The sequence below is a fragment of the Kitasatospora acidiphila genome, from assembly GCF_006636205.1.
Lineage (GTDB): Bacteria > Actinomycetota > Actinomycetes > Streptomycetales > Streptomycetaceae > Kitasatospora > Kitasatospora acidiphila.
Genome location: NZ_VIGB01000003.1, coordinates 6,417,459 through 6,441,926 on the forward strand (window position 1 = coordinate 6,417,459; position 24,468 = coordinate 6,441,926).

Annotated in this window: 23 protein-coding genes, 1 pseudogene and 2 riboswitches; of the genes and pseudogenes, 15 read left to right on the forward strand and 9 right to left on the reverse strand. The window is 71.5% G+C overall.

Annotated elements, in window-relative coordinates; all coding sequences use genetic code 11:
- Positions 1-45: 45 nt before the first annotated feature.
- On the reverse strand, positions 46-252 hold the full coding sequence (locus tag E6W39_RS30345; RefSeq protein ID WP_141636213.1) for a hypothetical protein: 207 nt from the start codon (positions 250-252) through the stop codon (positions 46-48).
- A 207-nt stretch (positions 253-459) separates the two neighbouring features.
- Here E6W39_RS30345 and E6W39_RS30350 point away from each other — a divergent pair, with 207 nt between their 5' ends.
- Positions 460-1,434: a carbohydrate kinase family protein gene (locus E6W39_RS30350; RefSeq protein WP_141636214.1), complete on the forward strand. Its 975-nt coding sequence runs from the start codon at positions 460-462 to the stop codon at positions 1,432-1,434.
- On the opposite strand, the gene E6W39_RS30355 is transcribed toward E6W39_RS30350, so the two are convergent.
- Positions 1,431-2,849: a cysteine desulfurase/sulfurtransferase TusA family protein gene (locus tag E6W39_RS30355; protein ID WP_141636215.1), complete on the reverse strand. Its 1,419-nt coding sequence runs from the start codon at positions 2,847-2,849 to the stop codon at positions 1,431-1,433. The two genes, E6W39_RS30350 and E6W39_RS30355, sit on opposite strands and share 4 nt — an antisense overlap.
- A 350-nt stretch (positions 2,850-3,199) precedes the next feature.
- Between E6W39_RS30355 and ctaC the strand changes: the two genes are divergently transcribed.
- From ctaC to E6W39_RS30375, 4 genes are all read left to right on the forward strand, one after another.
- Positions 3,200-4,054: an aa3-type cytochrome oxidase subunit II gene (gene ctaC, locus E6W39_RS30360; protein WP_141636216.1), complete on the forward strand. Its 855-nt coding sequence runs from the start codon at positions 3,200-3,202 to the stop codon at positions 4,052-4,054.
- The gene (gene ctaD, locus E6W39_RS30365) at positions 4,051-5,817 is read left to right on the forward strand and encodes an aa3-type cytochrome oxidase subunit I (RefSeq protein WP_141636217.1); all 1,767 of its coding nucleotides are present in this window, start codon (positions 4,051-4,053) and stop codon (positions 5,815-5,817) included. The genes ctaC and ctaD overlap by 4 nt, the downstream gene beginning before the upstream one ends.
- The gene (locus tag E6W39_RS30370) at positions 5,817-6,233 is read left to right on the forward strand and encodes a cytochrome c oxidase subunit 4 (protein ID WP_101379984.1); all 417 of its coding nucleotides are present in this window, start codon (positions 5,817-5,819) and stop codon (positions 6,231-6,233) included. Before ctaD ends, E6W39_RS30370 begins: the two co-directional genes overlap by 1 nt.
- 238 nt (positions 6,234-6,471) lie before the next feature.
- Complete coding sequence (locus tag E6W39_RS30375; protein ID WP_407658640.1) at positions 6,472-7,689, forward strand: L,D-transpeptidase; 1,218 nt, start codon at positions 6,472-6,474, stop codon at positions 7,687-7,689.
- 31 nt (positions 7,690-7,720) lie between these two features.
- Here E6W39_RS30375 and E6W39_RS30380 read toward each other — a convergent pair whose 3' ends face one another.
- The 5 genes from E6W39_RS30380 to ctaE form a co-directional block, all read right to left on the reverse strand.
- Positions 7,721-8,101: a GntR family transcriptional regulator gene (locus tag E6W39_RS30380; RefSeq protein ID WP_228718416.1), complete on the reverse strand. Its 381-nt coding sequence runs from the start codon at positions 8,099-8,101 to the stop codon at positions 7,721-7,723.
- A 152-nt stretch (positions 8,102-8,253) separates the two neighbouring features.
- Positions 8,254-9,906 (reverse strand): cytochrome bc1 complex cytochrome b subunit, encoded by a 1,653-nt coding sequence (gene qcrB, locus E6W39_RS30385; RefSeq protein WP_141636220.1) that lies wholly within the window; start codon positions 9,904-9,906, stop codon positions 8,254-8,256.
- Positions 9,903-10,997, reverse strand: a complete 1,095-nt coding sequence (gene qcrA / locus E6W39_RS30390; RefSeq protein ID WP_141636221.1) for a cytochrome bc1 complex Rieske iron-sulfur subunit — start codon at positions 10,995-10,997, stop codon at positions 9,903-9,905. The genes qcrB and qcrA overlap by 4 nt, the downstream gene beginning before the upstream one ends.
- Positions 10,994-11,803 carry a cytochrome bc1 complex diheme cytochrome c subunit gene (gene qcrC / locus E6W39_RS30395; RefSeq protein ID WP_141636222.1) on the reverse strand — a complete coding sequence of 270 codons (810 nt, stop codon included), beginning with the start codon at positions 11,801-11,803 and terminating at the stop codon, positions 10,994-10,996. The genes qcrA and qcrC overlap by 4 nt, the downstream gene beginning before the upstream one ends.
- Positions 11,804-11,949: 146 nt before the next feature.
- Positions 11,950-12,570: an aa3-type cytochrome oxidase subunit III gene (gene ctaE / locus E6W39_RS30400; protein WP_101379978.1), complete on the reverse strand. Its 621-nt coding sequence runs from the start codon at positions 12,568-12,570 to the stop codon at positions 11,950-11,952.
- A 312-nt stretch (positions 12,571-12,882) separates the two neighbouring features.
- Here ctaE and E6W39_RS30405 point away from each other — a divergent pair, with 312 nt between their 5' ends.
- The 3 genes and pseudogenes from E6W39_RS30405 to E6W39_RS30415 all read left to right on the forward strand — a co-directional run bounded on the left by E6W39_RS30405 (position 12,883) and on the right by E6W39_RS30415 (position 16,164).
- Complete coding sequence (locus E6W39_RS30405) at positions 12,883-13,305, forward strand: hypothetical protein (protein ID WP_141636223.1); 423 nt, start codon at positions 12,883-12,885, stop codon at positions 13,303-13,305.
- Positions 13,306-13,472: 167 nt separating this feature from the next.
- Positions 13,473-14,546, forward strand: coding sequence for an anthranilate phosphoribosyltransferase (trpD, locus tag E6W39_RS30410; RefSeq protein ID WP_141636224.1), 1,074 nt, complete (start codon positions 13,473-13,475; stop codon positions 14,544-14,546).
- Between the two features lie 80 nt (positions 14,547-14,626).
- Positions 14,627-14,746, forward strand: a riboswitch (SAM riboswitch).
- Between the two features lie 51 nt (positions 14,747-14,797).
- Positions 14,798-16,164, forward strand: a pseudogene (locus tag E6W39_RS30415) (aminotransferase class V-fold PLP-dependent enzyme).
- 54 nt (positions 16,165-16,218) lie between these two features.
- Here E6W39_RS30415 and E6W39_RS30420 read toward each other — a convergent pair.
- Positions 16,219-16,500, reverse strand: a complete 282-nt coding sequence (locus tag E6W39_RS30420; RefSeq protein ID WP_101379974.1) for an Lrp/AsnC family transcriptional regulator — start codon at positions 16,498-16,500, stop codon at positions 16,219-16,221.
- On the reverse strand, positions 16,497-17,270 hold the full coding sequence (locus E6W39_RS30425; protein WP_228718418.1) for a rhomboid family intramembrane serine protease: 774 nt from the start codon (positions 17,268-17,270) through the stop codon (positions 16,497-16,499). Before E6W39_RS30425 ends, E6W39_RS30420 begins: the two co-directional genes overlap by 4 nt.
- 171 nt (positions 17,271-17,441) lie before the next feature.
- On the opposite strand from E6W39_RS30425, the gene E6W39_RS30430 reads away from it, so the two are divergent.
- The 7 genes from E6W39_RS30430 to E6W39_RS30455 all read left to right on the forward strand — a co-directional run bounded on the left by E6W39_RS30430 (position 17,442) and on the right by E6W39_RS30455 (position 24,456).
- Entirely contained in the window at positions 17,442-17,687 is a 246-nt protein-coding gene (locus E6W39_RS30430; RefSeq protein ID WP_141636226.1) for a hypothetical protein, read from the forward strand.
- 113 nt (positions 17,688-17,800) lie between these two features.
- Entirely contained in the window at positions 17,801-19,210 is a 1,410-nt protein-coding gene (locus tag E6W39_RS30435; RefSeq protein WP_141636227.1) for an NYN domain-containing protein, read from the forward strand.
- Between the two features lie 199 nt (positions 19,211-19,409).
- Entirely contained in the window at positions 19,410-20,435 is a 1,026-nt protein-coding gene (locus tag E6W39_RS30440) for a C40 family peptidase (protein ID WP_141636228.1), read from the forward strand.
- Between the two features lie 342 nt (positions 20,436-20,777).
- Positions 20,778-20,885: riboswitch (cyclic di-AMP (ydaO/yuaA leader) on the forward strand.
- 24 nt (positions 20,886-20,909) lie between these two features.
- Complete coding sequence (locus tag E6W39_RS30445) at positions 20,910-22,001, forward strand: C40 family peptidase (protein WP_141636229.1); 1,092 nt, start codon at positions 20,910-20,912, stop codon at positions 21,999-22,001.
- Positions 22,002-22,178: 177 nt separating this feature from the next.
- Positions 22,179-22,568 carry a hypothetical protein gene (locus tag E6W39_RS43750; RefSeq protein WP_323809108.1) on the forward strand — a complete coding sequence of 130 codons (390 nt, stop codon included), beginning with the start codon at positions 22,179-22,181 and terminating at the stop codon, positions 22,566-22,568.
- The gene (locus E6W39_RS30450; RefSeq protein ID WP_323809109.1) at positions 22,466-23,257 is read left to right on the forward strand and encodes a C40 family peptidase; all 792 of its coding nucleotides are present in this window, start codon (positions 22,466-22,468) and stop codon (positions 23,255-23,257) included. The genes E6W39_RS43750 and E6W39_RS30450 overlap by 103 nt, the downstream gene beginning before the upstream one ends.
- Before the next feature lie 20 nt (positions 23,258-23,277).
- Positions 23,278-24,456 carry a hypothetical protein gene (locus E6W39_RS30455; RefSeq protein ID WP_141636230.1) on the forward strand — a complete coding sequence of 393 codons (1,179 nt, stop codon included), beginning with the start codon at positions 23,278-23,280 and terminating at the stop codon, positions 24,454-24,456.
- Positions 24,457-24,468 lie beyond the last annotated feature (12 nt).

A 24,468-nucleotide genomic window follows, 5' to 3' on the forward strand; every position in this document is an offset into this window, starting at 1 on the left:
GAGGAAACAGGTTCCCGACCGGGCGGGAGAATTTTCAGCCCGGGTTCACAGGCCGTACTCCGCCATCCCGGCGACCAGCTCCCTGGTCCTGGCCGGCACCGTGATCGGGCCGCCGGGCGCACTGCCGGGCTCGGCAGTGCCCTCCAGCAGCGGCCAGAAGACGCCGAGCCGCCGCGAGGAGTCCAGCAGCGCGTCGAGGGTGTCCGGGTCGGCCTCGCCGGGCAGCTGGACGGGGGAGTGACTGGGCAGCATGGAGTGCGCTCCGATCGCCGGCCGCGGCACCGTCGCCGCGGCGTCCGGAGCCCGGGTGGGCCCCGCTGATCGCGACCCTAGGCCGCGCCGCCGGGAGCGGCCAGACCTACCCGCAGGTAGTCGCTCGGACGGTTGGCGGGATGCGGCCGCACACCGGCCGGTACCGTAGGGGGGTTGGCCAGCCGTCCCCGATGAGGAGACCCTCCCGTGCGCATCGCCGTCGCCGCCTCGATCGCCACCGATCATCTGATGACCTTCCCGGGTCGGTTCGCCGACCAGCTGGTCCCGGAGCAGCTGCACACCGTCTCACTCTCGTTCCTGGTCGACTCGCTGGAGATCCGCCGCGGCGGCGTCGGGCCGAACATCGCCTTCGGCATGGGCCTGCTGGGCCTGCGGCCGGTCCTGGTCGGCGCGGCCGGCGCCGACTTCGCCGAGTACCGCTCCTGGCTGCAGCGGCACAACGTGGACACCGACTCGGTGCACATCTCCGAGACCCGGCACACCGCGCGCTTCATGTGCACCACCGACGAGGACCACAACCAGATCGCGTCCTTCTACACCGGCGCGATGGCCGAGGCCCGCAACATCGAGCTGCAGCCGGTCGCCGAGCGGGTCGGCGGGCTCGACCTGGTGCTGATCGGCGCCGACGACCCGCAGGCGATGGTGCGCCACACCCAGGAGTGCCGCACCCGCGGCTACGCCTTCGCCGCCGACCCCTCGCAGCAGCTGGCCCGGCTGGACGGCGACGACATCCGCGAGCTGGTGGACGGTGCCGCTTACCTGTTCACCAACGAGTACGAGGCCGCGCTGATCGAGTCCAAGACCGGCTGGAGCGGCGAGGAGATCCTGACCCGGGTCGGCACCCGGGTCACCACGCTGGGTGCCAAGGGCGTGCGGATCCAGCGCCAGGGCGAGCCGGACCTCACCGTGCCGTGCCCGCCGGAGCTGGTCAAGGCCGACCCGACCGGGGTCGGCGACGGCTTCCGGGCCGGCTTCGTGGCCGGCCTCGCCTGGGGCCTGGGCCTGGAGCGGGCCGCCCAGATCGGCTGCATGCTGGCCACCCTGGTGATCGAGACCGTCGGCACCCAGGAGTACGAGCTGCGCACCGGCCACTTCCTGGAGCGCTTCGGCGCCGCCTACGGCGAGCCGGCCGCCGCCGAGCTGTCGGCCAAGCTCGGCTAGCTGACCCGCCGCACCAGGTAGGCGAAGCCCCGGTCCGCCCCGTAGGCGTCGGCCGGGGCTTCGCCCTCGTAGGCCTGCCCGCGCATCTCGCACCAGGCCGGGATGTCGAGGCGGGCGGCCTCGTCGTCGGCCAGCACCACCACCAGCCCGCCCACCGGCACCTCGCCGATCCGCTTGGCCAGCTCGATCACCGGCAGCGGACAGCGCTTGCCCAGTTGATCGACCACCAGTTCGGAACCGGCCGCACCCGCGGGCGCCGGCAGGTCCAGCCCCAGCGGTTCGCGGACCCGGGCGACCAGTTCGGGCAGCACCGTGAGGAACCGCTCCACCTGCTCGGCGGTGGTCCCGGAGGGCAGCGAGAGGCGCACGTTGCCCTCCGTCAGCACACCCATCGCGGCCAGCACATGGCTCGGGGTCAGGGTGCTCGACGTGCAGGAGGAGCCGGAGGAGACCGCGAAGCCGGCCCGGTCCAGCTCGCCGAGCAGCACCTCGCCGTCCACGTAGAGGCAGGAGAAGGTGACGATGTGCGGCAGCCGGGCGACCGGATCGCCGACCACCTCCACCTCCGGCACCAGCCGCGGCACCGCGGCCCGGATCCGCTCCACCAGGGCGTGCAGCCGGGCGTTCTCGGCCGCCGCCTCGGCCTGGACGGCGCGCAGCGAGGCCGCCGCGGCCACGATCGCGGGCACATTGACGAAGCCGGGCACCCGGCCGCCCTCCCGCTCGTCGGCCGACAGCGCGGAGTTGAACCGGCTGCCCTTGCGCACCGCCAGCACCCCGACCCCGGGCGGCCCGCCCCACTTGTGCGCACTGGCCGTCAGCAGCGACCAGCCGGCCGGGACCGGCAGCCGCCCGGCGCTCTGCGCGGCGTCCACCAGCAGCGGACAGTGCTCATTCCCTTGGGCATGGAGCAGCTCGGCGGTCTCGGCCACCGGCTGGACCGTGCCCACCTCGTGGTTGGCCGACTGCAGCACGGCGAGCGCGGTGTCCGGCCGCACCGCGGCGGCGAACTCGGCGGGGGAGACCCGGCCCTGCCGGTCCACCGGAACCGCCGCCACCTCCCCGCCGTCCGCCTCGAACCGCTCCGCGGTGTGCAGCACGCTGGAGTGCTCCACCGCCGAGTGCACCAGGTGACGGCCCGTCCGGCGGCGCCCGCGCAGCGCGCCGAGCATGCCCAGCTGGACGGCCTGGGTGCCGCTGGCGGTGAAGGAGACCTCGTCGGGGCGGGCGCCCAGCACCTCGGCCACGGTCTCGCGGGCGGCGTCGAGCAGCATCCGGGCCTGCCGTCCGGAGCGGTAGAGCCGGGCCGGGTCGGCCCAGCCCTCGTCCAGCGCTGCGGTCAGCGCCTGCCGGGCGACGGGGTGCAGTGGGGCGGTGGTGGCGGCGTCGAAGTAGACGTTCTCAGTGGGCGGCACATCCGACACGCTATCCGGCCCTCACGGCCCGTCAGCCGAGCCCCGCGACGGTGAGGATTTTGTCCGCTTCGTCCCCGCCCGACGGACCGTCACCCGGTCGGCTCAGCGGTATCACTCGATGGGGTGTACGGGCCCCGAAAGCCCGCGATGACCTGGGAGTCCGCACCTGCCGGGGCTGATCGGGTAGGCGGGCGGCGCGTTACCGGGACCTGCTCGTCAGGTCCACATAAGCCTGGAGTAGGGTTTGGCCCGCATAAGCATTCAAACCGTGCCCGTGGGCGGGTCGCCGGGGAGGCTCAGCGTACTCCCGGGGCGGCGCGATCGCGGGCGAGACTTCGGGAAGGCGCTACGTGAGTCCCAACGGCTCCGACCGCTCGCCGCGGCGCACGATGCGGCGGAAGCTGCCTCAGGCGCTGGCACTGGGCCTCGTCATCGCGACCGCTACTGGCTGCTCGTCCAACGACCTGCCCAGGCTTGGCATGCCGAGCCCCGTCACCTCCACTGGGCACCTCGTCCTTCAGATGTGGCAGGGGTCCTGGATCGCGGCGCTGGCAGTCGGCGTACTGATGTGGGGTCTGATCCTCTGGAGCGTGATCTTCCACCGGCGCAGCCGCACCGGTATCGAGATCCCGCCGCAGACCCGGTACAACGTGCCGATCGAGGCGCTGTACACCGCGGTCCCCATCGTCATCGTCTCGGTCCTCTTCTACTTCGTCGCCCGCGACGAGGCGAAGCTGACCTCGGTCTCCGCCAAGCCGCAGCACTACGTCAACGTGGTGGGCTTCCAGTGGAGCTGGGCGTTCAACTACGAGAACACCGAGAACCCTGACCCCAACAGCCAGACCGCCGCTTACGACGTGGGCACCCCCAAGGACGTGCCCGTGCTCTGGCTGCCCGTCAACGAGTCGGTGCAGTTCCGGCTGACCTCCCGCGATGTGATCCACGACTTCTGGCCCGTCAACTTCCTCATGAAGATGGACGTCATCCCGGGCGTGGTGAACAAGTTCGAGGTCACCCCGACCCAGATCGGCGAGTTCGACGGGAAGTGCGCGGAGCTCTGCGGCGTGGACCACTCCCGGATGCTCTTCAAGGTGAAGGTCGTTTCGCACGACGACTACGTGAAGCACCTGCAGGACCTGCGCGCCCTGGGCCAGGCCGGCGCGGTGCCCTCGGGTATCACGAGCATGGGAAGTGAAGAGAAGTGACCCTCCTCAACGAACCCGCCGCGGCCGGCGGGGCCGGGGGCACCGTCGCGGCGGGCAAGGTCAAGCGCCCCCGTACGCCCGGCGCCACCATCATCAAGTGGCTGACAACCACCGACCACAAGACGATCGGCACGCTGTACCTCGGTACCTCGTTCGCGTTCTTCCTGATCGGTGGCATCCTGGCGCTGGTGATGCGCGCAGAGCTGGCTCGTCCCGGGACTCAGATCCTGTCGAACGAGCAGTTCAACCAGGCCTTCACCATGCACGGCACGATCATGCTGCTGATGTTCGCCACCCCGCTCTTCGCGGGCTTCGCGAACTGGATCATGCCGCTCCAGATCGGTGCGCCCGACGTCGCGTTCCCGCGGCTGAACATGTTCGCCTACTGGCTCTACCTGTTCGGCTCGCTGATCGCGGTCGGCGGCTTCCTCACCCCGCAGGGTGCGGCCGACTTCGGTTGGTTCGCCTACTCGCCGCTGTCGGACGCGGTCCGCTCGCCGGGTGTCGGCGCCGACATGTGGATCATGGGTCTGGCCTTCTCCGGCTTCGGCACCATCCTCGGTGCGGTCAACTTCATCACCACCATCATCTGCATGCGCGCCCCCGGCATGACGATGTTCCGGATGTCGATCTTCGTCTGGAACGTCCTGCTGACCGCCGTGCTGGTGCTGCTGGCCTTCCCGGTGCTCGCCGCCGCGTTGTTCGCCCTGGAGGCGGACCGCAAATTCGGGGCACACGTATTCGATCCGGCCAACGGTGGAGCCTTGCTGTGGCAACACCTGTTCTGGTTCTTCGGTCACCCTGAGGTGTACATCATCGCGCTGCCGTTCTTCGGCATCGTGTCGGAGATCATCCCGGTCTTCAGCCGCAAGCCGATGTTCGGCTACTCCGGCCTGATCGCCGCGACCATCGGCATCGCCGGCCTCTCGGTGACGGTGTGGGCGCACCACATGTACGTCACCGGCCAGGTGCTGCTGCCGTTCTTCTCCTTCATGACCTTCCTGATCGCGGTCCCGACCGGTGTGAAGTTCTTCAACTGGGTCGGCACCATGTGGAAGGGCTCGCTGAGCTTCGAGACCCCGATGCTCTGGACGGTCGGCTTCCTGGTCACCTTCCTCTTCGGTGGTCTGACCGGTGTGCTGCTCGCCTCGCCGCCGATCGACTTCCACGTCTCGGACTCGTACTTCGTCGTCGCCCACTTCCACTACGTGGTCTTCGGCACCGTCGTCTTCGCGATGTTCGCCGGCTTCCACTTCTGGTGGCCGAAGATGACCGGCAAGATGCTGGACGAGCGCCTCGGCAAGATCACCTTCTGGACGCTGTTCATCGGCTTCCACGCCACCTTCCTGGTGCAGCACTGGCTCGGCGCCGAGGGCATGCCCCGCCGCTACGCCGACTACCTGGCCTCGGACGGCTTCACCACGCTGAACACCGTCTCGACCATCGGTTCGTTCCTGCTCGGCATGTCGATCCTGCCGTTCCTCTACAACGTCTGGAAGACCGCCAAGTACGGCGAGAAGGTCGAGGTCGACGACCCGTGGGGTTACGGCCGCTCGCTGGAGTGGGCGACCTCCTGCCCGCCGCCGCGGCACAACTTCCTCACGCTGCCGCGGATCCGCTCCGAATCCCCGGCGTTCGACCTGCACCACCCGGACATCGCCCAGCTGGACTACCTGGAGCTGCACGGCCACACGGCCAAGCACCTGGAGGGCGTCATTCCGGCCGAGTACGACAAGCCGGGCAAGAAGGAGGGCGGTGCCTGATGAAGGAACAAGGCAAGATCTTCGCGGGCTTCGCCGCCTTCATCCTGATCATGGCGATCGTGTACGGCGTCTGGACCGACTCGAGCAAGGGTCACCCCGAGGCAGCCGGCACCACGGCACTCTTCCTGGCCTTCGGCCTGTGTGCCTTCATCGCCTTCTACCTGGGCTTCACGGCCCGACGGGTGGACCTGGGCGCGGGCGACAACCCCGAGGCCGAGGTCTCGGACGACGCCGGTGAGATGGGCTTCTTCGCCCCGCACAGCTGGCAGCCGCTCTCCCTGGCGATCGGTGGCGCCCTCGCTTTCTGCGGCGTCATCTTCGGCTGGTGGCTGATGTTCTGGGCCGTCCCGATCATCCTGATCGGCCTGTACGGCTGGGTCTTCGAGTTCTACCGCGGCGAGAACCGGAACCAGTAGGTCCGGCACCCGACGCACCGGCGGGACCCCTCTTCGGAGGGGTCCCGCCTCTTTTGTTGCTCCGCCCGGGTGGCAGATTCACCCCGGCGGGTGCAGCGGCGTGCGGGCAGCGGATCGAGGTGCGGTGATGTTCCTACGATCTGATGCATCGTCCGAGCCTCAGGAGGATCCGGTGGCCGTCAGATGGGCAGGAGACCGGGGGAGCAGTACCGCGCGGGGCCGTCGTAGGGCGGTCTGGCTGGCACTCACCCCGCTGCTGGCCGGGCCGCTCGCGGCCTGCTCCGGCAGCGGCGACTCAATAGCCACGCCGCACACGATCGACGCCGGCCGTCTGGTGCACACCTCGGCCGGGGCCGACGCCGACCCGGGCAAGCCGTTCACGGTGACCGCACAGGGCGGCACCGTCACCGACGTGACGCTGAGCGGTCCGGACGGCAAGCAGGTGGCCGGCGCGCTGGACCCCGACGGGCACGGCTGGCACAGCACCGCCCCGCTGCTGCCGGCCACCCACTACCGCGCTCGGATCGCGGCCGCCGACCGCCGCGGCGGTCGCGGCCAGACCACCGCGGAGTTCACCACCAAGGCGGCCGACATCACGCTCACCGTGGCGCTCGGCCCCGACCTGGGCCGGGACACCTACGGCGTGGGCGAGCCGCTGACCGCGGAGCTGTCCGAGCCGATCACCGACCCCGCCTACCGCCAGCGCGTCGAGCAGGCCCTCACGGTGACCTCCATGCCCGCGGTGACCGGCGCCTGGTACTGGGTGGACGCCAAGAACCTGCACTTCCGCCCGAAGGACTACTGGCCCACCGGCGCCAAGGTGAAGCTCGGCTGGGCCGGCCAGGGCACGGCGATCGACGACCACGGGATGTACGGCGGCCCGGCCACCGGCGTCGCATTCACGGTCGGCGACCGGGTGGAGGCCGTCGTGGACGCCGCCAGCGACCAGCTCACCTTCAAGCGCAACGGCCAGGTGGTGAGCACCATGCCGGTCACCACCGGCAAGCCCGGCTTCGACACCCGCAACGGCATCAAGGTGGTGCTCGGCCAGGAACGCTCGGTGCAGATGAAGAGCGAGACCATCGGCATCGCCGAGGGCAGCAGCGAGGCCTACGACCTCCATGTCGAGTGGGCCACCCGGGTGACCTGGAGCGGCGAGTACGTGCACGCCGCACCCTGGTCGGTGGGCTCCCAGGGCGTCGCGAACGTCAGCCACGGCTGCACCGGCATGAGCACCGAGAACGCCAAGTGGTTCTACGAGAACACCCGGGTCGGCGACATCGTCCAGGTGGTCAACAGCAAGGGGCACCAGATGGAGCCGTTCGGCAACGGCTTCGGGGACTGGAACCTGAGCTGGGACGACTGGCTGAAGGGCAGCGCGCTGGGCAAGCCGGTCAGCACCGACGCCCCGCCGGCGGCCGCGCAGGCCGCCGCCACCCTGAAGCCGCAGTTCTAGCCGCCCCCATGGTCAGGGCGGCCCCTAGGCCCTAGGAGCGCCCCAGCCCCCCGTAGACGAGGTCCAGTGCGCCGGTGACGGCCGCCTGGGCCTCGTCGCGGTCCAGGCCCAGGCGGTGCACCCGCTCGGCGTACTCGTTGGCCGCCGTGCTGGCCAGCCGGTGCGCGGTGTCGCCCACCGCGGCCACCAGGGTGCCGCGCCGGCCGTGGGTCTCCACCACGCCGTCCGCCTCCAACTCCCGGTAGGCGCGGGCCACCGTGTTGGCCGCCAGGCCCAGTTGCTCGGCCAGCGCCCGCACGGTGGGGAGCTTCAGCCCGGCCGGCAGCGCGCCGGCCCTGGCCTGCTCGGCGATCTGCGCGCGCAACTGCTCGTACGGGGGAGTGGGGCCGGCGTGGTCGATGCTCAGCTGCACTTGCTGCGGCTCCTTCTGCGGGGGCTGACGAGGCGTCACCATATTGTGCACCCGCGACCGGGCGGCCCGAATATGCCAAGGGCCCCTGCCCGGCGGATGCCGGGCAGGGGCCCTCAGGTGGCTGACGCTGTGCTCTCTACCGAGAGCGGAGATCAGTGGTGGCCGTGGCCGCTGGTGATCTCGTGGTGCTCCTCGGCGGTCGGCTTGGTGATCTGGCCGTGCTCGCCGAAGTAGCCCTCGGACAGCTTGGCCCGGGTCTTGGTGAGCAGGCCGACCTTGCGGGCGACACCGTTCTCGTCGACCTCGGCGGGCAGCTCGACCGGCTCGTACTGCTCGTGCGAGGTGAGCGTGTGCAGCTTGTCCTGCGGGAGCTGGGCGTGCACCTCGATGAACTCACCGTGCGGCAGTCGCTTGATGACACCGGTCTCGCGACCGTGCAGCACCTTCTCCTTGTCACGGCGCTGCAGGCCGAGGCACCAGCGCTTGGTGACGAAGTAGGTGATGACCGGGACGATGAACGAGCCGGCACGCACGAAGTACGTGATGTCGTTCAGCGACAGGTGGAAGTGCGTCGCGATCAGGTCGTTGCCACCGCCGGAGAGCAGCACCAGGTAGAGGCTGATCCAGGCGGCACCGAGAGCGGTGCGGACCGGGGCGTTGCGCGGGCGGTCCAGGATGTGGTGCTCGCGCTTGTCGCCGGTGATCCAGGACTCGATGAACGGGTAGACCGCGATCAGCACCAGGACCAGCGGGAAGAGCATCAGCGGGATGAAGACACCCAGGTTCAGGGTGTGGCCCCAAGCCCGGATCTCCCAACCCGGCATGACACGGATCAGACCCTCGGCGAAGCCCATGTACCAGTCGGGCTGGGCGTCGGTGGAGACCTGGTCCGGACGGTACGGGCCGTAGGCCCAGACCGGGTTGACCGAGGCGATCGCGGACATCGCCGCGATGATGCCGAAGACCAGGAAGAAGAAGCCACCGGCCTTGGCCATGTAGACCGGCATCAGCGGCATGCCGACGACGTTCTTCTCGGTCCGGCCCGGGCCCGCCCACTGGGTGTGCTTGTGGTAGAAGACCAGGATCAGGTGCGCCACCAGCAGGCCGAGCATGACGCCCGGGATCAGCAGCACGTGGATGGTGAAGAACCGCGGCACGATGTCGGTGCCGGGGAACTCCCCGCCGAACAGGAAGAACGAGATGTAGGTGCCCACCAGCGGGACGGCCAGGATGGCGCCCTCCATGAACCGGATACCGGTACCGGAGAGCAGGTCGTCGGGGAGCGAGTACCCGAGGAAGCCGTCGAAGAAGCCCAGGAAGAGCAGCAGGAAGCCGAAGATCCAGTTGATCTCACGGGGCTTGCGGAACGCGCCGGTGAAGAAGACGCGCATCATGTGCACGAACATCGCCGCGACGAACACGATGGCGGCCCAGTGGTGGATCTGGCGGATCAGCAGACCACCGCGGACCTCGAAGCTGATGTTCAGCGTCGAGGCGTAGGCCTCCGACATCCTGATGCCGTTGAGCGGGGCGTACGAGCCGTTGTAGACGACCTCACCCATGCTCGGCTTGAAGAAGAGCGTCAGGTAGACACCCGTCAGGATGATGATGATGAAGGTGTAGAGGCAGATCTCACCGAGCATGAAGGACCAGTGGTCCGGGAAGATCTTGCGCAGGTTGGACTTGGCGAGGGAGTAGATCCCCAGCCGGCCGTCCAGGTAGTCCGCGGCGGCCTCGGCCTTGTTGGCGGGCTTGGCGCGGGTGCTGGCCGGTGCGGCCGTCTTGGCGCTGGCCGAGGAACTCATGCGTTGCGCTCCCAGAAGCTCGGGCCGACGGGCAGATCGAAGTCCTGGGTGGCGATCAGGTAGCCCGAGGCATCGGTGGTGATCTTCAGCTGCGGCAGCGGGTGGCCGGCCGGGCCGAAGATGACGCGGGCGCCGTCCGACAGGTCGAAGGTCGACTGGTGGCACGGGCAGAGCGCGTGGTGGGTCTGCTGCTCGTACAGCGAGATCGGGCAACCGACGTGGGTGCAGATCTTGGAGTAGGCGAGCACGCCCTCGAAGCCGAGAGCCGCGGACTTGGCGTCCTTGATGTCGCTCGGCTGGATGCGGATCAGCATCAGCGCGGACTTGGCGATGACCTGCTGGAAGTCCTCGTCGGACTCCTGCAGACCGTCCGGACGCAGCGCCGAGGGGCCGGGCTTGGCGAAGGTCAGCGAGCCGACCGCGATGTCCTCGGCCTTCATCGGCAGGTTGGTGTTGACGTTGATCAGGCGGATCGGGGTGGTCGGAGTGGCCTCCTTCCAAGCCGTGGTGTCCAGGCTCGTCCCCGGCAGCGGGCCGAGGTCGCGCAGCAGCACCACACCGGAGAGCGGGACCAGCGCCATCGAGCCGATCAGCGTGTTGCGGATCATCTTGCGGCGGCCGAAGCCGGACTCGCCGGCACCGGTCTTGAACTGCTGGATGACGTCCGCGCGGACCTCGTCGTCGGCCTCGATCGGGTGACGCTCGGCCGGCAGCTCGACGTCCGACATCAGGGTGCGGGCCCAGTGCACGGCGCCGGCGCCGATGCAGAAGAGCGCCACGCCCAGGGTCATGCCGAGCGCGAAGTTCAGGGCGCTGATGTGACCCAGCGGGAAGATGTAGACGATCTTCGCCGGGTCGATGGCCACGTACGAGGCGATGAAGCCGACGGTGGCCAGCATCGAGACGATGAACAGCAGCGACACCTGGCGTTCGGCCCGCTTGGCGGCCCGCTCGTCGATGTCTGTCCGCCGCGGCTCGTGGGGCGGCAGGCCCGGGTCCGCGAACGGGTTGTCGGCAGCGGCTACCTCGCCGTGCCCTTCGCCGGCGCCGTGCGCCTGCGGCAGCTTGTCGTCTGACATGTCCTGGCTCATGACTTCTTGGCCTTGGTGGTGTGGGCGGCAACCCAGATCGCGACGGCGATCAGGACGCCGAGGCCGAAGATCCAACCGAACAGGCCCTCGGTGACCGGGCCGAGGCTACCCAGCGAGAGACCACCGGGGTTCGGCGCCTCGTTGGCCTGGTAGCGGACGAAGGCCACGATCTCCTGCTTCTGCTTCTCCGGCATGGTGGTGTCCGGGAAGGAGGGCATGTTCTGCGGGCCGGTCTGCATGGCCTCGTAGATGTGCTTGGGGTCGACGTTCTCCAGCGACGGGGCGAACTTGCCCTGCGTCAGCGCACCACCCGCACCGGCGAAGTTGTGGCACTGCGAGCAGTTGGTGCGGAAGAGCTCGCCACCCTTGGAGATGGCGTCCGTCTCGGTCGCGGTGTACTGCTCCTGGGTCGGCGTCACCGGGCCGGGACCCAGCGAGGCGACGAAGGCGGCCAGCTGGTCGATCTCGGCCTGGCTGTAGATGCCCTTCTTACGGGGGACCTGGGCGCCGGGCTGCTGGGCGGGCATCCGGCCGGTGCCGACCTGGAAGTCGACGGCGGCGGAACCCACGCCGACCAGGCTCGGGCCCATGCTGGAGCCCTGGCCGTTCAGGCCGTGGCAGGAGGAGCAGCCGACGGCGAAGAGCCGCTTGCCCTCGTCGATCGCAAGCGACTGCGCGGAGCTGTCAGCCTGGGCCTTCTCGGCGGGCGCGAACGCGGCGTACAGCCCCCCGGAGGCCACGAGGGCGAAGAGTAGGACGACCAGCGCCGCCAGTGGGTGGCGCCGTCGTGCGGAGAGCTTTTTCACGGATTAACCCCGGTGTCAGGATCTGGTCGTCTGGTGGTGGTGGCCCGGTGCCGGTGACGGTAACCGGCAGGGGCGTGGGGCACGGGCAAAGGACCCGTCGCCGCTCGGGCATTCGGGTCCGGCCGGCGAGCCAGCGACCTGATCGGTTACTTGATCAGGTAGATGGTCGCGAAGAGGCCGATCCAGACCACGTCGACGAAGTGCCAGTAGTACGACACGACGATCGCCGCGGTGGCCTGCTCATGCGTGAACCGCTTGGCGGCGTAGGTCCGCCCCAGCACCAGCAGGAAGGCGATCAGACCGCCCGTCACGTGGAGCCCGTGGAAGCCGGTGGTCAGGTAGAACACCGTGCCGTACGGGTCGGAGGACAACGAGAGGTGGTCCTTCTTCACCAGCGAGGTGTACTCGTAGATCTGGCCGCCGATGAAGATCGCGCCCATCACGAAGGTGACCGTGAACCACGAGCGGAGCTTCTTGACGTCACCGCGCTCGGCGGCGAACACGCCGAGCTGGCAGGTGAGCGAGGAGAGCACCAGGATCGTGGTGTTCACGGAGGAGAAGGGGACGTTGAGGGCATGCGCCTTCTCGGCCCAGAAGTCTGGTCCCTTCACGGAACGCGCCGTGAAGTACATCGCGAAGAGGGCCGCGAAGAACATCAGCTCGGAACTCAGCCAGACGATGGTTCCGACACTGGTCATGTTCGGTCGGTTGACCGATCCATGCGCGTGCCCGGTTTCTGTTGCTGTTGCTGTCGCCACGACCGACATTATGTCGGTCCCTTATTCCGTCTTCACGCCGGGGGGTCTTCCTCGGAGTGTCCGGTGCGTGCGGTATGCCCGGATGCCCGCACCAGCGGCTTTGGTCCCCTCGGGTGCCCTCGGACGGGCTGTCAGGGCCATCCGCTGACGCTCCATCGCCCGCACGGGTGACGGTGACTCACGCAAGTGGCTCCAGCCGGATCCCGGTGCCGGCGAGGAGATCGTGCCGGATGCTCACCGGGACGGGGGAAGCGGGAGTAGCATCCGGAGGTGGTGGACGTGGTCTGGATCACATTCGTCTGACACATGGGAGCAGGTCCGATGACGTACGGCAGCGACGAGACGCTCACCGTCCTCGTCTACAGCGACGACCGCAACACCCGGGCGCAGGTGACCTCGGCCCTCGGCCGGCGCCCGGCCGCCGACCTGCCGGAGCTGGAGTACCTGGAGTGCGCCACCACTCCGGCGGTGCTGCGGGCGCTGGAGAAGGGCGGCGTGGACCTCTGCGTCTTCGACGGCGAGGCGGTGCCGGCCGGCGGGCTCGGCCTGGCCCGGCAGGTGAAGGACGAGATCTACGGCTGCCCGCCGGTGCTGGTGCTGATCGGTCGTCCGCAGGACAGCTGGCTGGCCGCCTGGAGCCGGGCGGACGCGGCGATCTCCCAGCCGGTGGACCAGGTGGCGCTGGCCGAGGCCGCCGCCACCCTGCTGCGCGCGCGGCTGGGCGCCCGCACCCTGTCCAGCTGAGCCGGGCCGGGTCCGATCCCGCCGGTCAAGACGGTCGGGGCAGCGCAGAGCGCGGAGCCGTCTCAGAGGAAGAGAAGGGCCGCCGTCCACCGGACGGCGGCCCTGCCGCGCTCGTTAGGCTGGCGACGACCTGTTTTGTCCGCACCGGATGCGAGCTGGAGTCGGCCATGGTGAACGTGAAGCCTGTGAGTGGCGGTAACCACCCCACGCAGGTGAGCCGCACCTGGCCGGACGTCCTGACGGTGCTGCTCGGCGGCGGCGACCTCGGCCGGGCCGACACCGCCTGGGCGATGGACCGGATCATGAGCGGCGAGGCCAGCCCCGTCCAGGTGGCCGGCTTCATGGTGGCGCTGCGGGCCAAGGGCGAGACGGTCGACGAGATCTCCGGCCTGGTCGAGGCGATGTACGAGCACGCCAGGCCGCTGGTCATCCCCGGGCCCGCGGTGGACATCGTCGGCACCGGCGGCGACCGGGCGAAGACCGTCAACATCTCCACCATGTCGGCGATCGTCGCGGCGGCGGCCGGCGCCAAGGTGGTCAAGCACGGCAACCGGGCGTCCTCCTCGGCCAGCGGCTCCTCCGACGTGCTGGAGCGGCTCGGCGTGCGGCTGGACCTGACCCCGCGCCGGGTCGCCGAGGTGGCCGAGGAGATCGGCCTCACCTTCTGCAACGCCGCCACCTTCCACCCCGCGATGCGGCACACCGCCGCCGCCCGGCGCGACCTCGGGGTGCCGACCGCCTTCAACATCCTCGGCCCGCTCACCAACCCCGCCAGGGTGACGGCCCATGCGGTCGGCTGCTTCGACACCCGGCTGGCCGGCCTGATCGCCGGAGTGCTGGCCGAGCGCGGCTCCACCGCCCTGGTCTTCCGCGGCGACGACGGACTGGACGAGCTGACCATCTGCGACAGCTCCCGGGTCTGGCTGGTGCGCGACGGGCAGGTGACCGAGACCGTGCTCGACCCGCGCGAGCTCGGCATCGAGCGGGTGCCGATCGAGGCGCTGCGCGGCGCCGACCCCGAGTACAACGCCCAGGTGGCCCGCCGGGTGCTGGGCGGCGAGCACGGCCCGGTGCGCGATGCCGTGGTGCTCAACTCGGCGGCCGCGCTGGTCGCCCTGGACCTCACCGACGCGCCGCTGGCCGAGCAGCTGGCCGCCGCGATGAAGCGCACCGCCGCCGCCGTGGACTCCGGCGCGGCGATCGGGCTGCTGGACCGGTGGGCGGCGGCCACCGACCGCTGACGCCCCGTCAGCCGGCCGGTCGTCCGGATGGTGGAAGCGCGGTTGACCGCGTCTCGACGGTGTGCATAAGGTCTGCGTCAGGTCATGAGTGACAGCGCGACAAGCCCCAGCTTGCTGTCCGGCAACCCTCCGTCCGTGGCGGGGTGCCCTGGGTGAAGACCGGGCTCGGCGGCGACAGGTCCGCAGGGCAAGCGCGGACCACCGGACGACACGCACCCCCGGGGTCCTGACCCCAGGAGGAGTGCGTTCCCATGACGTCCACCCAGCTGATCGCCGACTGCGCCGCCCCGCTCGCCGTGCTCGGCGCCGACGTCCAGGTGCCGCTGGTCTCCGGTGAGAAGGTCGGCTACGCCGCGCTCGACTACGCCGCCAGCGCCCCCGCCCTGCAGCGGGTCTGGGACGACGTGGCCGGCTACGCCCCTTACTACGGCAGCGTGCACCGCGGCGCCGGCTACCTCTCGCAGCTCTCCACCGACCTGTTCGAGCAGAGCCGGCGGACCGTCGCCGACTTCCTCGACCTGCGCGACGGCGACCAGGTGGTGTTCACCCGGGCCACCACCGACTCGCTCAACCTGCTGGCCGGCGCGGTGCCGCCCGGCACCCGGGTGTTCGCCTTCGAGACCGAGCACCACGCCTCGCTGCTGCCCTGGCGGCAGGCCGGACTGGCCGTCAGCTACCTGCGGGCGCCGCGCTCGCACGCCGAGGCGGTGGCCGCACTGGACGCCGCGCTGGCCGAACACCCCGATGGCCCCGGCTGCTCTGCGTCACCGGTGCCTCCAACGTCACCGGCGAGCTGTGGCCGGTGGCCGAACTGACCGAGACGGCCCACCGGCACGGCGCCCGGGTGGTGCTGGACGCCGCGCAGCTGGCCCCGCACCACCGCGTCTCGGTGCGCGAACTGGACGTCGACTGGGTCGCCTTCTCCGGCCACAAGCTCTACGCCCCGTTCGGCGCCGGTGTGCTGGCCGGCCGCGCCGACTGGCTGGACGCGGCCGATCCCTACCTGGCCGGCGGTGGCGCCTCGCGGACCGTGGCCCGGCAGGCGGACGGCGCGGTCGCCGTCGAGTGGCACCGCGGCCCGGCCCGGCACGAGGCCGGCTCGCCCAACGTGATCGGGGCCTATGCCATCGCCTCGGCCTGCCGGGCGCTCGCCGAGACCGGCTTCGACCGGCTGCGGGACCATGAGCAGCTGCTGATCGACCGCCTCACCGCCGGCCTCGCCGAGATCCCCGAGGTCCGGGTGCTCAACCTGTTCGGGGACGGCGCGCCGCGGGTCGGGGTGCTCTCCTTCGTGGTGAGCGGCTGGAACAGCTCGCACTTCGCGGCGGCGCTCTCCGCCGAGTACGGGATCGGGGTGCGGGACGGGCTGTTCTGCGCCCACCCGCTGGTGCGCACGCTGCTCGGCTCCCAGGACGCGGCGCCCTCGGCGTGCGGTGCGCCGGAGCCCTCGCTGCCGGGGGAGCGCAGCCTCAACGCGATCCGGGTCAGCTTCGGGGCCGGCACGCCGGGGGAGCACGTGGACCGGTTCCTGGCCGCGGTGCGCGAGCTGGTCACCGACGGGGCGCGCTGGACCTACCGCAACGAGGGCGGCCGCTGCGTCGCGGACACCCGGCGCTGACGGGAGGGCATCCGGCGTCGAGTAGCGGACGGCCGCCAGTCGGCGGCCGGGCCGTCAGCTGTCCAGGCCGATGGCGAACGCCGCCTCCAGGTCGTGCTGGGAGTAGGTGCGGAAGGCGATGTGGGTCTCGGTGCTCACCACGCCCGGCACCTTGTTCAGCCGACCCGGGATCACATCGGCCAGGTCGTCGTGCCGCCGCACCCGGACCATCGCCACCAGGTCGCACCCGCCGGTCACCGAGTACACCTCGCTCACCCCGTCGATCGCCGCGATGGCCTCGGCGATCTCGGGGGTCCGGTCGATGCTGGTCTTGATGAGCACAATGGCTGTGATCACGGCGTGGCTCCTGGTTGGGGGATGGGGTCAGGGTATCGGGCCCGGCGGCCCAGGGCCCAGAGGGCCAGGAACCCGCCGGCGAACCCGATCACATGCGCCAGGTAGGCGACCCCGGGCTCGCCCCGGCGCGCCGACCACCACTGCACGGCGAACCAGAGGCCCAGCACCAGCCAGGCCGGAAACCGCAGCGGCAGGAAGAACAGCACCGGCACCAGCGCGGTCACCCGGGCCTTCGGATAGAGCCGCAGGTACCCGCCCAGCACCCCGGCGATCGCCCCCGAGGCGCCGACCAGCGGCCGCAGCGCCTGCGCCCCCGAGTGCGCGGTGAGCGCGTAGCCGTAGGTCGCCAGCAGTCCGGCAGCCAGGTAGAAGAGGAGGAACCTGGACCGCCCGAGCCGCTGCTCCACCGCCGGGCCGAAGACGAAGAGGAAGAGCATGTTGCCCAGCAGGTGCAGCCAGCCGCCGTGCACGAAGAGCGCGGAGACCGCGGAGACCGCGGGCAGCTTGCCCGGGGTGGACTGCGGCGGGCAGCCCGGCAGCACCGGTGCCAGCCGGGTCAGCTGGGCGGGCGTCAGCGGACGGTCGGTCAGCAGCTCCGCCGGGATGGCACCCCAGCGCTGCTGGTAGTGCTGGGCCGCGCAGGCCCGGGCGGCGGGCCGGGTGCCGTAGGCCGGGTTGACCCCGCTCGGCCCGGCCAGGAAGACCAGGCAGTTCACCGCGATCAGCACGTAGCAGACCAGCGGCACCGGCTGCGCTCGGGTCGGGGGCATGAGCCGATCCATTCCGCGCCGCACCAGTGGTGACACCCCGGTGTACGGCGAGCGGGTGAGCCGTCCAGCAGGTGGACGGTCCGCTGTCCGGCGGCCGGCGCCGGCGGCTCAGGCCCTAGGCTTGGGGCCCTGGCCGGAACCCGCTCCGGACCAGCGATCGAGAGGACCCCCATGCCTGTCCCCGTGCCCACGGCCGAGACCCGCTGGCGCTGCACGCTCTGCGGCAATCTGACCCGATTCGACGTGACCAAGTCCTCCCGGGTCGTCGAGTTCGTCCACCTCGACCTGGCCGGCGAGCCGCAGGTGGAGGAGCGCGAGGTGCTCACCGAGACCCTGGAGTCGGTGCGCTGCCGCTGGTGCAACGCGGTCGACCAGGTGGAGCTGGTGCCCCGGCCGGACGCCACCGAGGAAGCCTGACACCCTGGACCCGCGAGGGTGCCGTGTCGTGCGTGGTGTTCGTGGCATGCCGCACACGAGACAATTGCACCGAGCGGTGTGTCAGGAGACCAGGGATCGGAGCCGAGGACGCGATGGACGCAGCGAGTCAGGCCGCCGAGCCCGAGGGGCCCCAGCCCGCCGGCGGTGAGCCGCTGCCGGCCGACGTCCCCAGCGAGGCCGGGGCCGAGTCGGCCGAGCAGCTGGACCGCCCGCTCCCCGAGGGCGTGCGCCGCCGGGTGGTGGGGCTGGCCGCCGACGCGCTCGGCGGGCTGCCGCTCACCGAACTGCCGGCCACCCTGCGCCCGTACGCCAAGTTCACCGCCGCCCGCCGCGCCCGCTACGCCGGCACCGCGGTGGCCGCGGCGCTTGAGGCGGACCCGGTGTTCCGGACCCGGATAGCGGACCGCCTGCGGGCCGGCCAGCCGGACCTGGTGGCGGCCCTGGAGGCCGGCCAGGTGCCGGGCGCCGCCGAGCCGCTGGACGTGGCCGCCGCCGCCTACCTGCTGCGCACCCGCGGCTGGACCCGCCTGGTGGCCGAGGCCGGCGAGCAGGCGGAGCGGGCCGAGGTGGCCGATGCGGCCGCCGAGGCCGCCCGGCTGCTGGAGAAGCTCCAGGAGGAGCTGGCCGCGACCAAGGCGCTGGCCCGGGCCGACCTGGAGCGCCAGCGCGCCGAGAGCGAAGGGGTGCGCCGGGAGCTGGAGGCGCTGCGCAAGAAGGTGCGCAGTCTGGAGAGCGACACCCGCCGGGCCCAGGCGGAGAGCCGCAAGCTGCAGGGCGAGCTGGACAGCGCCAAGGCGGTGGCCGCCACCGAGCGGACCGGCCTGGAGAGCGAGAACCGCCGGCTGCGCCACCGGGTGGCCGAGCTGGAGAGCACCCTGGAGTCCGGCCGCCGGTCGGCCCGGGAGGGGCGCAGCGTGGCCGACATGCGACTGCGGCTGCTGCTGGACACCGTGCTGCAGTCGGCCCAGGGGTTGCAGCGGGAGCTGGCGCTCCCGGTCACCCAGCTGCATCCGGCCGACCTGGTGGACGCGGTGGTGCCGGGCACCGCCTCGCCGCACGACGTGGCCCGGCGCGGGCTGGCCGAGGACGATCCGGCGCTGCTGGACCAGCTGCTGGCGATTCCTCAGGTCCACCTGGTGGTGGACGGCTACAACGTGACCAAGACCGGCTACCCGACGCTGCCGCTGGAGCAGCAGCGGATGCGGCTGCTCGGCGGCCTGGCGATGCTGGCGCAGCGCACCCAGGCCGAGGTGACCTGCGTCTTCGACGGGCAGGACCTGGACGTGCCGGTGATCATGGCGCCGCCGCGCGGGGTGCGGGTGCGGTTCAGCCGGACCGGGCAGACCGCGGACGAGCTGATCCGCCAGCTGGTCCGGGCCGAGCCGCAGGGCCGCCCGGTGGTGGTGGTCTCGGCCGACCGCGAGGTGGCCGACGGCGTGCGGAAGGCCGGCGCGCGCCCCGTCTCGTCGGTCCTGCTGCTCAACCGCTTGGCGCGCAGCTGAGCCGCCGTTCGCCTGCCGCCGGTCCGTCCGTCACCAGTTGAGCGCCGGTGAAGGCCCGGTGAAGGCCGTTCGACCGAAGGTGGTTCGCGGCCGGGGGAGTAGCGCAGGGTTCTGATGTTCAGTAGGGTCCGGCGTCAAACCTATTTTTCCGGCCACTCACCCGATCAGGTAGGCGGCCGGCAGAAGAAGGAGCGGTCCAGTGGCGTCCCACCGCCGTCCCAAGCAGCCGAGTCGTGCGCGGGTCTACGTGTTCACCGCCGCTGCCGCGACGGCGGTCGCCCTCTCCGCGCAGCCGGGCGCCTGGGCCGACCCGAAGCCGTCGGTGGACGACGTCAAGACGCAGGTCGACGGACTGAACCAGCAGGTCGAGGCGGCGTCCGAGAAGTACGACGGGGCCAACGAGCGCGCCACCCAGCTGCGCCAGCAGGCCACCCAGCTGCAGGACCAGGTGGCCCGCACCCAGCAGCAGGTGACGGACCTGGAGTCCGGCCTGGCGGCGGTGGCGGGCGACCAGTACCGCACCGACGGGATCGACCCCGCGGTCCAGGTGATGCTCAACTCCAACCCGCAGAGCTACCTGGACCAGACGGCCAGCATGCAGATGGCCACCACCTCCGAGACCGCCGCGCTGAAGTCGCTCATGGACCAGCAGCGCAAGCTGGACCAGGAGAAGAAGGAAGCCGCCGACACGCTGGCCGAGCTGGACCGCTCGACGCAGGAGCTGAACGCGGCCAAGACCGATGTGCAGGGCAAGTTGGCGGCGGCGCAGCAGCTGCTGGCCTCGCTGAGCGCGGCCGACCGGGCGGCGGTCACCGCCGACGACCACGCCTCGCGCAGCGACGTCCGCACGCCGATCGGCCTGCCGCAGGCCGGCGGTTACGCGGGCAGCGCGGTGCAGCAGGCGCTGACCCGGCTGGGCGACTACTACGTCTGGGGCGCCACCGGCCCGACCACCTTCGACTGCTCGGGCCTGATGCAGTGGTCCTACGCGCAGGCCGGCGTCTCGCTGCCGCGCACCTCGCAGGAGCAGGCCACGGTCGGCACCGCCGTGCCCAGCCTGGCCGACGCGCAGCCCGGCGACCTGGTGATCTACGGCGCCGACGCGCACCACGTGGGGATGTACATCGGCAACGGCAAGGTGGTGCACGCCCCGCACACCGGTGACGTGGTGCGGATCGCCGACGCCGCCTCGATCGGCCCGATCAAGACCATCCGCCGGGTCTGACCCGACCCCGCTGACTCCCCGTCGAGCCACCTGGCCGGCCCTCCTGCTGAGGGTCGGTCAGCGCGTGTCCGGGTCCCGAGCGGTCCGAGTTGTGAGCTGGGACACCTGTTCGTCTGCGTCTTGATCACCGATGGGTGACGCGCTTATCACGGACAGTCAAAGTTCGTAAGTAATTCCGACAAGGATTTGAACACATCACGGACCTGTTACTAGGGTCGGCTCCAGACCGATGCGATGGCGATCACCCGACCCGGGTGGCAGCGGAGGTCCCGCCGAGTTCGGAAAGCAGCCCGGGCAGTTGACGGCCCGAGGGGAGTCCCCGCGGGGGTGCTGTGGACCGGAGCCGGGGAACCACACGTTCCTCCGGGGTGAATCGGCGCCAGGTCGGCCCGCGGGCCGGTGAGGCGTCGTAGGGCATGCTTCCGGCCCGAACCCGTCAGCTCACCCGGTAGGCGGCCCGAGGAAGAAGGATTCGTGGCGTCCCACCGTCGTCCCAAGCCCGTCGGCCGAACTCGCGCGTCGATCCTGACCGCTGCTGCGGCGACCGCCGTCGCCCTGTCCGCACAGACCAGCGCGCACGCCGACCCGGCGCCGACGCTGGACCAGGTGAAGACCCAGGTCGACGACCTCAACCAGAAGGCCGAGGCGGCCAACCAGGCGTACATGACGGCCCAGTCCAAGCAGCAGACGCTGCAGAAGCAGGTCGGCGACCTGCAGGACCAGGTGGCCCGGCAGCAGGACCAGGTGACCAACCTGCAGAACGGCCTGGCCGGCGTGGCCGCCGACCAGTACGCCAACGACGGGATATCCCCGACGGTTCAGCTGATGCTGAACGCGAACCCGGACAGCTTCCTCAACCAGGCCGGCTCGATCAACCAGCTGAACACCAGCCAGGGCGAGACGCTGAAGGAGCTCCAGCAGGAGCAGCGCAAGCTCGACCAGGACAAGGCCGACGCGAGCGGCAAGCTGGCCGAGCTGGACTCCACCACCGCCCAGCTGAAGTCCGCCAAGGACGACGCCCAGGCCAAGCTGAAGGCCGCCCAGGACCTGCTCAACTCGCTCACCGAGCAGCAGAAGCAGGCCATCGCCGCGCAGGAGGCCCAGGCCGCCGCCGCTGCCAAGGCCGCCGCCAGCCAGGCCCAGAGCCAGGCCGGCCAGCAGGACGCCGCCTCCCGCGGCAGCGCCCGCACCGATCTGAGCAGCATCCCGGCCGGCTCGCACGCGCAGGCCGCGATCGCCGCCGCCGAGTCCGCGCTGGGCTCGCCGTACGTCTACGGTGCCGCCGGTCCGACCTCGTTCGACTGCTCGGGCCTGATGCAGTGGGCCTACGCGAAGGCCGGCGTCTCGCTGCCGCGCACCTCCGAGGAGCAGGCCACGATCGGCACCAACGTGGGCACGGACATCGCCAACGCGCAGCCCGGCGACCTGATCATCTACTTCTCCGACATGCACCACGTCGGCATGTACGTGGGTGGCGGGCAGATCATCCACGCCCCGCACACCGGCGCGGTCGTGCACTACGAGAACGCCACCGTGATGCCGATCGCGGCCATCATCCGCGTGTGATGCGCCCCTGACGGTTCGTCGGGAAAGAGCCCGGTCCCCGCTTCGGGGGCCGGGCTCTTTCGGCTGCATGTCCGATTCTTGGTCAAATATTCGTATTGGCAGGGGTTTGGACTCGTCCGCCCCGACTCGCTAACGTCGGCGCGGATCTGTTCCGCCGCCGATTGGAGTCGTCAGCCCATGACGATGCCGCAACGCCCGGTGCTCCCGGGCCGCACTCCCCAGCAGGGCGCCGAACGTCGGCTCTCCCGGGTGCTGGCGGTCACCGCCGCCGCGACCACGGCGCTGGCGATAGCGGCGGGCGGCGCGGCGCAGGCGGCGCCCGGCGGGCCCGGACCGGACCGGGCCGGCGTCAGGGCGCAGGTCGACCAGCTCTACACGGAGGCCGAGCAGGCGTCGGAGCGCTCCACCGCCGCCGAGGACGACGCCAAGCGGCTGCAGCGCGAGGCGACCGAGCTGCAGGGGCGGTGGCCCGGGACCAGGAGGCGGTCACCGAGACCCGCACCGCGCTCGCCGAGATCGCCGCCGCCCAGTACCGCTCCGGCGGGATGGACCCGGCCGTGCAGCTGATGCTCTCCGGCGACCCGACCCGCTACCTGGCCGAAGCCCGCAGCCTGGGGCAGGCGGGTGAGCAGCGGGCCGACTCGCTGCGCACGCTCCAGCAGCAGGAGCGCGCCCTGGACCAGCGCCGCGCCGAGGCGACCGCCAAGCTGGCCGAGCTGGAGGCGGTCCGCAGCACGCTGGCGCAGAGCAGGCAGCAGCTGCAGGACCGGCTGAAGAGCGCCCAGGCCCTGCTCGGCACCCTGACCGCCGACGACCGGGCGCAGCTGGCCGCACAGGACGAGCGGGACGCCGAGCAGCGCGCCACCCGCGGCACCGACCGGCTCGACCTGGGCAGCGCGCCGCCCTCCTCGGACCGCGCCGGCATCGCGCTGGCCGCCGCGCTGGGCAAGCTCGGGTCGCCCTACGTCTACGGAGCCACCGGGCCCGATGCCTTCGACTGCTCCGGTCTGATGTACTGGGCCTGGCGGCAGGCCGGAGTGACCCTGCCGCGCACCTCCCAGGCGCAGGCGTTCGGGGGGCGGCGGATCAGCCTGGCCGAGGCGCAACCGGGAGACTTGGTGATCTTCTTCAAGGACATGCACCACGTCGGCATGTACGTCGGCGGTGGCACGGTGATCCATGCCCCGCACCCCGGAGCCCAGGTGCGGTACGAGAGCGTCTCGGCGATGCCGGTCTCAGCGGTGGTGCGGGTCTGAGCGCCGTCGAGAGGCTGCCGGTGGAGAGCGCGGCACACGCCGGTGCGGCCAGTCGCGCCGGGGTGTCGCGGCGTACCGCGCTGCTGCTGGTGGCGGGGGCGCTCACCCAGCTCTCGCTGCCGCCGGCCGCCGCGCCGTCCGCCGACCGGCGGCCGGCGGACGGCCGGCTCGCCGCCGACCGGCTGACCGCGCTGCTCGCCCGCCGCGCCGACCGGCTGCGGACCGGCGAGCTGGCCGCGCTGCCGCTGGCCGAGCTCGACTACCGGCCGGTCGGCTGGGACGCCGGCACGGTCACCGCCGAGCTGCGGTACCGGCTGCTCGGCTACGACGACTACCCCGCGGTGCTGCAGCGCCGGCTCACCCTGGCCGGCGCGGCGGTGACGGGCGAGGGCGCGGCCCCGGACGCGGCCGCGGCGCCCTGGGACCTGGGCACGCCCGACCCGGTGCGCGGGGCGCGCTGCCTGGTGCTCGGCCCCGCCGGGTCGGCCGAGCTCGCCGCGCTGGCGGCGATCGGCGACCGCGCGGTGCCGGCCGTCAGCGCCGTCTGGGGGACCGGCTGGGCGCAGCGGCTGGTGCTGCAACTGCCGGGCAGCGAGCCGCAGTTCGCCCAGCTGCTGGGGGTCGACCCGGGCTCCTACCAGGACATAGCCGCGGTCACCAGCGCGGCGGCCGGTGCGCCGCTGCACACCCCCGCCGACCGGGTGATGGTCAATCCGGATGCCTTCCGGCAGCTCAGCGAGGTCGGCAAGCAGGTGGTGATCACCCATGAGACCACCCATGTGGCGACCCGCGGCGACACCCACCCCTGGACCCCGCTCTGGCTCTCCGAGGGGGTGGCGGACTGGACCGCCTACCTGACCACCGGCCGCACCGCCCGGCAGATCGCGCCCGAGCTGACCCAGGACGTGGCGGCCGGCAAGCTGCCCACCGCGCTGCCCGCGGACAGCGACTTCGCGGCCGGCGCCCAGGGCATAGCGCAGGCCTATGAGCTCGCCTGGCTGGCCTGCGACCTGATCGCCCGGCGGCACGGCCGACCGGTGCTGGTCGGCCTCTACCGCGCGGTGGGCGCGGCCGGGCCCGGCGCGGTGCGGGACCAGCGGCTCGACCAGGTGTTCCAGCGGCAACTGGGCTACGGGCTGGCGCAGTTCACCCGCGACTGGATCGGCGAGGTGGAGCGGCAGCTGTCGCCGCAGGCCTGACGCGGCCCCGGC